Below are 9,598 nucleotides of genomic sequence, written 5' to 3'. Positions count from 1 at the left end.
TCATCATGATGCCAGCGTCACAGAGCCACTGGTTGATGGCCTCGAATAGTTGGCGTGCCAGTTGGTGCTGCTCCAGCAGATGCCGGAAATTCATGATGGTAGTGCGGTCAGGGATAGCCTGGTCCAGGGAGAGTTTGGCAAACAGACGCATTGAGGCAATTTCGTAGAGTGCGTCCTCCATGGCGCCGTCGCTGAGGTTGTACCACTGCTGCATACAGTGAATGCGGAGCATGGTATCGAGTGGGTAGGGACGACGCCCGTTACCAGCTTTGGGATAGACGGGTTCGATGACCCCCAGCATCCTTGGCCATGGGAGCACAGCCTCCATGCGAGCCAAGAATATCTCTTTACGGGTTTTACGGCGTTTGCCATTGAACTCGCAGTCCGCGAAGGTGAGCTGGTGACTCATGCTGAACCTCATCCCTGATGCCAAGTGGGGTTCATGATCTCACATCAAGGACTTTTTCGCACTTTCCCTAGCAGTCGGGTTAGCGCTTGATAAGCCCGACTCTGCTAAGATCGGCCTGGTCGTATTGGGGAAGCCTATGATTTCTCGTATTTATTCTCGCTTTTGTCAGACCCTGCCCGCGCCGGAAGGTTCCCGCGGCCTGCTGGTGGCCTTCAGCGGCGGGCTCGACTCCACCGTGCTGCTGGTGCTGGCGACCCGCTTTGCCCGCGCCCACGGCTTTGCCCTGCGCGTTCTGCACGTCCATCATGGCCTGAGCCCACATGCCGACGAGTGGGTGGTCCACTGCGAAGGGGTGTGTCAGCAACTGGCGGTGCCGCTGCTGGTCGAGCGGGTGCAGTTGCAGCGGGGCTGTGGCGACAGCCTGGAGGCGCAGGCGCGGGAGGCCCGTTATCAGGCCCTCGCCGCTCAGCTGGGGGAGGGGGAGTGGCTGCTCACCGCTCACCATCAGGACGATCAGCTGGAGACCCTGCTGCTGGCGCTCAAGCGTGGCGCCGGTCTGCGCGGGCTGGCGGGCATGGTGCCAAGCCAGCCCTTTGCCGGCGGCTTGCTGCTGCGCCCGCTGCTCGAGGTGAGCCGGGCCGAGCTGGCCGAGGTGGCGGCGGGCCTCCCCTATGGCTGGGTGGAAGATGAGAGCAATCAGGATGTGAGTTATGACCGCAACTTCTTGCGCCAGCAGCTCATTCCCCAGCTCAAGGCCCGCTGGCCCGCCATGGCCCAGACGGCGGCGCGCAGCATGGCGCTGTGCGCCGAACAGGAGGCGCTGCTGGAGGAGCTGGCCGAGGCCGACTGGCGGCTGGCGGCGGCAGGAGAGGCACTGCAGATCACGCCGCTGCAGGCCCTGTCAGGTACCCGGCGCAACAACCTGCTGCGTTACTGGATCCGCCGCCAGGGGGGAGAGATGCCCTCCCGCGAGCAGCTCGGCCTGCTCTGGCAGGAGGTGGCGCTGGCGCGGGAAGACGCCAATCCCCAGCTCAACTGGGGGGAGCAGAGCTGCCGCCGCTTTCAAGGGCGGCTTCACCTGGTGCGACCCGGACTGCAACCTCGTCATGAGCAGCTGGCGTTGAGGGTGGGGGAGACGCTGATCCTGCCGGACGGGCTCGGCGAGGTGCGACTGATCTCGCGGACGGAGGGCGAAGGGCTGCGGCTGCCAGGGGCGGACGAGCCGTTGTCGGTACGCTTCGGGGTGGCCGCCGGCAGCATGCTCAAACCGGTGGGGCGCGGCGGCAGCCGGCGCCTCAAGAAGCTGCTGCAGGAGTACGGGGTGCCCTCCTGGCAGCGCGGTCGCATTCCCATCCTCTATTACGGCGAGCAGGTGGCGGCGGTGGGGGAGCTGTTCCTCTGTGACGGATTCATGACGCAGGAGCCCGGCCTGGTCTGGCACTGGCTGCCGGCGGCGGCCTGTCAGCCCCCGCTGTGACCCCTCAGCTGCAAACGGACAAGGCCGGCATATGCCGGCCTTGTCGCATCCGCGGCTTGCCGGTTCAGTCCAGCAGGCCGGCCTTGCCCGCTTTCTTGCGGGCGTAGAGGTGGGCATCGGCCGCCTCGTACAGGCTGTGCACGTCCACCCCGGACTGCCAGCTGGCGGCCCCCAGGCTGCAGCCGACCGAGAAGGTACTGAGCTCCTTGTGGGTCAGCAGCATCTGTTGCAGACGCAGCCAGACCGGGCGCCAGGCCTCGGGCTCGGCAGGTTGCAGCAGCAGGGCGAACTCGTCGCCGCCGAGGCGAAACGCCTGATCCGTGCTGCGGATGCAGTGGGTCAGCAGCTGGGCGAAGCGGCTCAGCACCAGATCGCCCACCGGATGACCCCAGGTGTCGTTGATCTGCTTGAAGCGGTCGAGATCCAGCAGTACCAGCACCAACCCGTGGGACTCCCGGCTGTGTTGCTCCACCGCGCGGCCGATGGCCTCGTCGAAGTAGGAGCGGTTGCCGAGCCCGGTCAGGTGATCGAGCCGTACCTGCAGCTCCAGCTGTGACAGGCGCAGATAGAGAGGTAGCGGCAGGCTGAGCAGCTGGTGATACTGCTGCAGCACCCGCTGCTGACTGCCGCTCAGGACGTGTTCCAGGGTGTAGTGCAGCTGGCCCAGCAGCTGGCCGTGTTGACCGCGCAGCTCGAACGGGTAGCTGTGCAGAGTGAGGCTGGCCTGGGGGGGATGCTGGATCAGGGTGTGCGGTTGGCCGCAGTCGAAGTGCAGGCTGTGGATCCGGACAATTCTTGCCGCACGATCGGCAAAAGTTGCCAGCAGGCTGCCCAGATCGGTCTGCACCAGCAACTGCTCGAGCAGCTGGTTGCGATCCTGGCTTGCCAGCGGCGTGAGCCGCTCCATCTGGCGAACCCACTGCTCGATGCCATGTCCCAGACCGCTCAATGATGATGTGTTTTCCACGGTACAGCCCTCAAACAACCTACTTCCTGCTGCTTACCTGCAATACCTGTGCCCAAAATATGTTCGATGCGAACAAGGACGGCTGGCTAGGCTTAAGTAGATAAAAAAGGAGGAAATATTGTACGCAGACGTATTGATCCTGCTGCTTGCCGCCGTCCTGCTGGTGGCGATTTTCCGGCGCCTCGGCCAGCCGGTGATCCTTGCCTACCTGCTCGCCGGGGTCGTGCTCGGCCCCCATGGCGCGGCCGTGATCACCGGCCAGTCGATCATGCAGACCATCGCCGAGCTCGGTATCGTCTTTCTGATGTTTTCGCTGGGGCTGGAGTTCTCGCTGCCCCGGCTCATCGCCATGCGTCGGCTGGTGATCGGGGTCGGTGGCCTGCAGGTGCTGCTCACCTCCCTGCTGTTTTTTGCCATCGCATGGTGGTGGGGCCTGACTCTGGCCCAGGCGCTGGTGGTGTCGGGCACCCTGGCGCTCTCCTCCACCGCCGTGGTGATCAAACAGCTGGGGGATCAGAAGCAGCTGCACACCCGCCGTGCCCAGCTCGGGGTGAGCGTGCTGCTGTTTCAGGATCTGGCGGTGGTGCCGTTGTTGGTGATGATCCCCATTCTGGCTCGGCCGGAGATCCAGGGCAGCGCCCTGCTGGCGGAGATCGCCTGGGCCACCCTCAAGGGGCTGTTTGCCCTGCTGAGCCTGCTGGCGGTGGGCAAGTGGCTGCTGCCGCTGCTGTTTCACGAGGTGGCGCGGGCCCGCTCCGACGAACTGTTCGTGCTGAGTACCCTGCTGGTGGCGCTGCTGGCCGCTTCGCTCACCCAGTGGATGGGGCTCTCCATGGCGTTGGGGGCCTTTCTGGCGGGCATGATGCTGGGAGAGTCCCACTACCGTCACCAGCTTGAGGTGGACATCCGGCCGTTTCGGGACGTGCTGATGGGGCTCTTCTTCATCACCATCGGCATGACCATGGACTGGCAGCGGGTGGCGCTGGATTGGTGGCTGGTGGCGCTGAGCGTGCCGGCCCTCATCCTGTTCAAGTCGCTGCTGGTGCTGCTGGCCGGTCGGCTGATGGGGGAGCGCAAGCGCGACGCCATGGCGGCGGGGATCATGCTGAGCCAGGTGGGGGAGTTCGGCTTCGTACTGCTGGCACTGGCCAATCACCACGGTCTGCTCGATCACCGGCTGGTCTCCCTGCTCATCGGTATTGGGGTCACCTCCATCGCCATGACCCCCTGGCTGGTGCAGCAGGCTCACCAGCTGGCCCGCTCCCTCACGGATCCGGCCCTGCTCACCCGCTCAGAAGTGGCCCAGTCGGGCCTGAGCAAGAGTCAGCATGTGATCATCGCGGGCTTTGGCCGGGCCGGCCAGACCTGCGCCCGCTTTCTCAAGCAGGAGGAGATCCCCTTCCTGGCGCTGGATCTCGATCCCGAGCGGGTGAGCGAGGCCAAGTCGGCGGGGGAACAGGTGGCTTTCGGCGATGCCAGCCGGCGCGACATCCTGCTGGCCGCCGGCCTGCTGCGGGCCAGGCTGGTGATCATCACCTTTGACGATCCCAAGCGGGTCGAGGCCATGCTGGCGCTCATCAGGGAGCTGGCGGGGGAGGTGAAGGTGCTGGTGCGCACCCGGGACGACAGCTTCCTGGAGGCGTTCAAGCGGGCGGGGGCCTTCGAGGTGATCCCCGAGTCCCAGGAGGGGGCCCTGATGCTGGTCTCCCACCTGCTGCTCAACTGCGACATCCCCATCGGCCGGGTGATCCGGCGCATGGAGCACGAGCGCAGCAACCAGTATCGCTTCCTGCACGGCTTCTATTGGGGAGATCAAAGCGCCGCCAACCTAGAGACGGATCAGCTGCTCGAGCGCCTGCACCCCGTGCTGCTGCACGAGCAGGCCTGGGCGGTGGGGCGCAGCGTGCAGGCGCTGGGGCTCGATGCGGTACGGATCAGGGAGGTGCAGCGGGGCACACAGCGGCTGGAGCCCAAGCCCGAACTGGTGCTGGCGACGGGGGATAAGCTGGTGCTGTTTGGCAATGCGGTGGCGGTGGAGCAGGCGGAACAGCGCCTGCTGGAGGGGCGCTGATCCCTGAGCCCATGTTGCGCCAGGCCTGCTGCCAATGCCGTCCCCGCCTCGCTTGAATGCCCCGGTTCAGGCCTCGACCCGTACCGCCTCCTCTAGCCCCAGAAACTGTTCGACCCGCTGGCGCTCGTTCAGGGTATCCAGGTAGCCCAGCTTGATAAGCTGCTGGCAGTAGCCGGGATAGAACATCAGGAAACTGGCCAGGCTGCTGGTCTCGTCCCCCGTCACCCCCAGTACCCGCAGCAGGCGGCGCAGGTGCACCGGCAGCTTGCGCAGATAGGCCAGCGCCAGCAGGTCGAGATCCTGGCTCGGCTTGAGCACGCAGGTCTCCACCCGTTTGAGTTTCAACCGGTTGCGCTCCCGCTCCGGAATGAGATCCAAGGTCTGGTTGATGCGCCACAGCCGTTCCAGATCCGAGTTGAGGGTGTCGGTGAAGACGGTGTCCAGCAGGTGGCTGGCGATGTTGGAGCTGGTCAGGTGGCCATGGTGGAAGGTGGGGGCCGTGTGCGCAGGCGGATCCAGGGTGATCAGCAGGATCCGCTCCGCCCCCAGGTGGATGGCGGGGCTGAGCGGGCTCAGCTGATGGATGGAGCCATCGCCGTAGAATTTCTCGCCGATGTGGGTGGCCGGGAAGACGAACGGCAGCGCCGAGGAGGCGAGCAGGTGATCCGAGGTGAGCAGGGTGCGCAGCCCGCGCCGTCTGGCCCGCTCCCACGGCAGATGTTCCGCTCGCCCCTGAAAGAAAGTGGTGGAGAGGCCGTCGTCGTAGTCGGAGGCGGTGATGGCGAGCGCCTCCAGGCTGCCATAGAGGATGTTGTCGTCGATGCGGTGATAGTCGATGAGCTGATCCAGCAGGCGGCGCAGCGGCGCGTTGTCGAACAGGTGAAAGGCGTGGTTGGTGTGGGGATTGACGAGCCCCGCCGAGCCCTCATACATCAGTCGCCACAACAGGCGCCCCGGGTGAAAGTCGAAGATGTGGTGGGTCTCGAAACGGCGCCAGACCCACTCCAGCTTGCGCACTCCCAGATGAAAGCAGGAGGCGTAACAGGCCAGCGCGGTGACATTGATGGCGCCGGCCGAGGTACCGCACAGAATGGGAAACGGAATACCGAGATTGCGGGGATAGAACTCGGCGATCGCCTTGAGGGCGCCGACCTGGTAGGCGGCGCGGGCACCACCACCGGTCAATAGAAGAGCTGTGTTGGGTCTGGCCATGATACTGCGCCTTATGCATGCCACTGGGGGTGTTGCCACCGAGCAATTTAACTATAAGACGCTGTATCAAATATAAAAACAGGCCTGCCCACCATTTTTTGCAGGCCCTTTTTGAGGCTGCTCAGTGGTTGCTGTGGGCAGCGCTCAGCTGATCGAAGGCGGCGAAGGCCGGGGCACTGGCGAGGATGCGGCCGTGGCCGAGGCCGCGGGTGCTCACCAGCCGGGTGCGACCATCCTGAGTGGCGCGCAGGGAATCGCCGTGCGGAGCGAAGCGATCCTCGTCGTCGTGCACTATGATGGCGGCCCCGCTGCGGCCAGCGAGCCGCCCCAGCGGGTCGACCGTGCTCAAGGGGTGCTGGTACTCCTGCTCAATCTCCTTGACCACCGCATCGAACAGCCGGATGGAGTAGCCGGAGCGCGCCACCATGCCGTAGAGCTGGGGCACGTAGTCGAGCACCGGCGAGATGAGCAGCAGCGGCAGGGCATCCAGCTCGCGTCGGCGGCTGGAGAGGGTAACGGCGCCCCCCATGCTGTGGGCGATGACGCCCTGCAGCGGGCCGCACTCCGCCGTCATCTTCTCCACCAGTTCGTCGAAAGCGCGCACGAAGCGGGGCAGGTGGCCGGTATGGCCGGCACTGTGGCCGTGGGCCGGGTGATCGTAGGCAATGGCCGTGAAGCCCTGGGCCGCAATGTGGCTCATCAGCGGGTAGAACTGGCTGGCGCTGCCTGACCAGCCGTGCATCAGCAGCCAGACCGGCCCCTGGCCGAGCCGGTAGCTCATCAGGGTGCCTTCGCTGGTGTGCACGGCCTGTTTGACCAGTCCGGCCGGCGCTGTGTCATCCCGCTGGTTGCGCTGGGGGGTGAGCAGCAGCTTGCTGGCGGTACGCTTGGCATGAGCGGGGGCCAGGGTGTGGTGCAAGCGGGTGCCAAGGCCAAGCAACCATTTGCTCGGGCTGAAACGGCGGGTGTTGAAGTAGATCTTGCTGCTCATAGTCATCCTGTGGTTTTTATGTGCGAACGGTCGTGCTTTTTCGTCGGTTTTAAAAAAGAGAGGTCAATCCATCAGCGCCAGCCATCCAGCAGCGTCTCCACTTCGGGCCAGAAGTGGCGTGCCGGATCCTGACACAGATCGAGGGCATTGAACACCTGATCCGCCAGATAGAGGCCATAGAGGCGATAGACGGCGCGCCAGGGATCCATGTCGCTGCGCCACTCCCCCTCGCTCTGTCCCTGCACCACCTGGCGGGCTAGGTAGTCGAGCCAGAAGCGCACGAGCTGGCGGGCGGCCTGCTGTACTTCACCCTCCTGGGCCGAGGTCCAGGCGTCGAGGAACATGCAGCGACCGGCAAAACTCTGATTCCAGGCCAGCCAGGCCTGCAACAGGGCAATCAACTTCTCTCGCTGGCTGCCGTGCTGTTGCTGGCGCACCGGCTGGATCACCCGCTCCCGGAACACCTCGGCGGCGTACTCCAGCACGGCGATCTGCAGGTTGTCACGGGACTGGAAGTGGGCGAACAGGCCGCTTTTCGACATCTCGCAGGCGCTGGCAAGGGAGCCGATGGTGAGGCTCTCCAGCCCCTGCTGGCTCGCCTGCTCGAACGCAGTCTGCAAAATGTTGTCGCGGGTCAGCCGGCCCTTGCTCATCGCACTCTCCTTCATTGACCGGGGCAGCGTAAAGTACGACCGTGCTATTTGTCGAGTGGCAGATGGTGTGCAGGCTTGCTGGGAGGGCTCAGCCTTCCTTGATATCCATCTGCTGCAGGGCGATGACCGCCTGGGTGCGGTTCTTGACGCCGAGTTTTCTGAAGATGGCGGTGATATGAGCCTTGATGGTGGCCTCGGAGACATTGAGCTCCCAGGCGATCTGCTTGTTGAGGCTGCCGTCACGCAGCATCACCAGTACCTTGTACTGCTGGGGGGTGAGGCTGGCCAGCTTGCTGGCAAAATCGGCGCCCTCACAAGGTTCGGGATGGAGCGAGATGCCGGCCGGCACCCAGTTGTCACCCCCGATCACCGTATTGAGGGCGTTGACCAGCTCCTTCATCGGCGCCGATTTGGGGATGAAGCCGAGCGCGCCGAGCCGCAGCACCTGCTGGATGATGGCGGGCTCTTCCGAAGCCGACACCACCACGATGGGCAGGTCAGGATATTGGCCGCGCAGGTGGGCGAGACCGGAGAAGCCGTTGGCCCCCGGCATCTTGAGATCGAGCAGCAGCAGGTCGACTTCCGGGTGTTCCCCCAGCAGGTGGGCCAGGCTGTCGATGGAGTCCGCTTCCAGCAGCTGGGCATCGTCGATGGCCATGTGCACCGCTTGATAGAGGGCGCCCCGAAACAGGGGGTGGTCATCTGCGATGACGATGGTAAATTGGCTGTCCATTGCTCACATTGTTGCTAACTGATTGTTTTGGAAAATCAAACTAGCACTGCTCCCGGAGAGGGTCAAACCTGCCGGAGCGCAAATGTGAAGCGGCCGTCGGATGTCGTGCCATTGGGGCAGATGGGATGGTCATGAACAACCCATGCAGGAGGCAATAGATGGGATCTCTGGTATTGACGGTGGGCACTGGCTCCACCTGGGCAATGCGGGCGGCACTGGTGCTGGCCATGAGCGGGCTGGAGTGGCAGGAGCAGGTGTTCGACCTGGAGGATGCCAAGGATCTGCAGCGGCTCAAGCGGGTAGCGCCCACCGGCCTGGTGCCCTGGCTCGATCACGACGGCGTGCGGGTGCACGACTCGTTGGCCATTGCCGAATACCTGCACGAACTCTGCCCCGCGCGCCGGCTCTACCCCGAAGCGCGGGCCGAGCGGGCGCTGGCCCGCAGTCTCTGCGCCGAGCTGCACGCCGGTTTTCACCAAATTCGTACCCTGCAGCCCTTCTTCCTCGGCGCCCCCACTCGCAGCGAACCGCCGGTGGAGGCCATCGGCGAGCTGGCCCGGTTGCAGACCATCTGGTCTCAGGCGAGGGGCCCCTTCTATTTTGGCGAGGCGGGGAGCCTCGATGCCTTCTATGGGGTGATGGCCTACCGGCTGGCAAGCTATGGCATTCAGCTGCCCGGTCAGGCGGGCGCCTATCAGCAGGCGCTGCTGGCCTGGCCGCTGTGGCAGCAGACCCTGGTCAAGGCGCGTCTGCAGTGGCCGGCGGCGGTTCGTCAGCCGCAATGAACCCGGTGGGGCAAGAGCATATGTAAACCTGATTACCCATGATTAGCAGTCACCCCGAACTATACTGATCTTATGCACAGTTATCGAGGAGCGAGATCATGGCCAAAAGCAAAGTCCAATTCCAGAAAGGCTACAGCCTGTTTGAGCTTCTCAAGGACTATGGCACTGAAGCTCAGTGCGAAAACGCGTTGTTCACTTGGCGTTTTCCTCACGGCTTTGTCTGCCCTGAATGTGCCAACAAGACCTGTTGTCACCTGAAAAGTCGGCCACGCGTGCTGCAATGCAATCACTGCCATCACC

10 protein-coding genes are annotated in these 9,598 nt (G+C 64.3%); 4 read left to right on the top strand and 6 right to left on the bottom strand.

Going from position 1 to position 9,598, the window contains the following annotated elements:
• Window positions 1-409: transposase (locus CAK78_RS05055; RefSeq protein WP_141214126.1), on the bottom strand; the 409-nt coding region annotated here is incomplete at its 3' end.
• 136 nt (window positions 410-545) lie between these two features.
• Here CAK78_RS05055 and tilS point away from each other — a divergent pair.
• Entirely contained in the window at window positions 546-1,886 is a 1,341-nt protein-coding gene (gene tilS, locus CAK78_RS05050) for a tRNA lysidine(34) synthetase TilS (RefSeq protein WP_094696573.1), read from the top strand.
• A 64-nt stretch (window positions 1,887-1,950) separates the two neighbouring features.
• Here the strand turns inward: tilS and CAK78_RS05045 are convergent, their stop codons facing one another.
• The gene (locus CAK78_RS05045; protein ID WP_094696572.1) at window positions 1,951-2,871 is read right to left on the bottom strand and encodes a GGDEF domain-containing protein; all 921 of its coding nucleotides are present in this window, start codon (window positions 2,869-2,871) and stop codon (window positions 1,951-1,953) included.
• A gap of 100 nt (window positions 2,872-2,971) precedes the next feature.
• Here CAK78_RS05045 and CAK78_RS05040 point away from each other — a divergent pair, with 100 nt between their 5' ends.
• A complete protein-coding gene (locus tag CAK78_RS05040) occupies window positions 2,972-4,924 on the top strand; it encodes a cation:proton antiporter domain-containing protein (protein WP_094696571.1) in 1,953 nt (650 codons plus the stop codon).
• A 66-nt stretch (window positions 4,925-4,990) separates the two neighbouring features.
• On the opposite strand, the gene CAK78_RS05035 is transcribed toward CAK78_RS05040, so the two are convergent.
• The 4 genes from CAK78_RS05035 to CAK78_RS05020 all read right to left on the bottom strand — a co-directional run bounded on the left by CAK78_RS05035 (window position 4,991) and on the right by CAK78_RS05020 (window position 8,513).
• Window positions 4,991-6,136, bottom strand: coding sequence for a patatin-like phospholipase family protein (locus CAK78_RS05035; RefSeq protein ID WP_024941010.1), 1,146 nt, complete (start codon window positions 6,134-6,136; stop codon window positions 4,991-4,993).
• 121 nt (window positions 6,137-6,257) lie between these two features.
• Window positions 6,258-7,127, bottom strand: coding sequence for an alpha/beta hydrolase (locus tag CAK78_RS05030; protein ID WP_176452678.1), 870 nt, complete (start codon window positions 7,125-7,127; stop codon window positions 6,258-6,260).
• Window positions 7,128-7,198: 71 nt separating this feature from the next.
• Window positions 7,199-7,780, bottom strand: a complete 582-nt coding sequence (locus CAK78_RS05025; protein ID WP_017784009.1) for a TetR/AcrR family transcriptional regulator — start codon at window positions 7,778-7,780, stop codon at window positions 7,199-7,201.
• A gap of 88 nt (window positions 7,781-7,868) precedes the next feature.
• Window positions 7,869-8,513: a response regulator transcription factor gene (locus CAK78_RS05020; protein WP_094696570.1), complete on the bottom strand. Its 645-nt coding sequence runs from the start codon at window positions 8,511-8,513 to the stop codon at window positions 7,869-7,871.
• 158 nt (window positions 8,514-8,671) lie between these two features.
• Between CAK78_RS05020 and CAK78_RS05015 the strand changes: the two genes are divergently transcribed.
• Together CAK78_RS05015 and CAK78_RS05010 are read left to right on the top strand one after the other, a co-directional pair.
• Window positions 8,672-9,298: a glutathione S-transferase N-terminal domain-containing protein gene (locus tag CAK78_RS05015; protein ID WP_094696569.1), complete on the top strand. Its 627-nt coding sequence runs from the start codon at window positions 8,672-8,674 to the stop codon at window positions 9,296-9,298.
• A 98-nt stretch (window positions 9,299-9,396) separates the two neighbouring features.
• Window positions 9,397-9,598 (top strand): transposase (locus tag CAK78_RS05010; protein ID WP_141214125.1); only part of this gene is annotated, 202 nt, incomplete at its 3' end.

Origin of the sequence: Aeromonas sp. A35_P (genome assembly GCF_002259925.1) — a bacterium.
Taxonomy (GTDB): domain Bacteria; phylum Pseudomonadota; class Gammaproteobacteria; order Enterobacterales; family Aeromonadaceae; genus Aeromonas; species Aeromonas dhakensis.
Note: the sequence above shows the minus strand (reverse complement) of the source record. Positions and strands in the feature narration are given on the sequence as shown.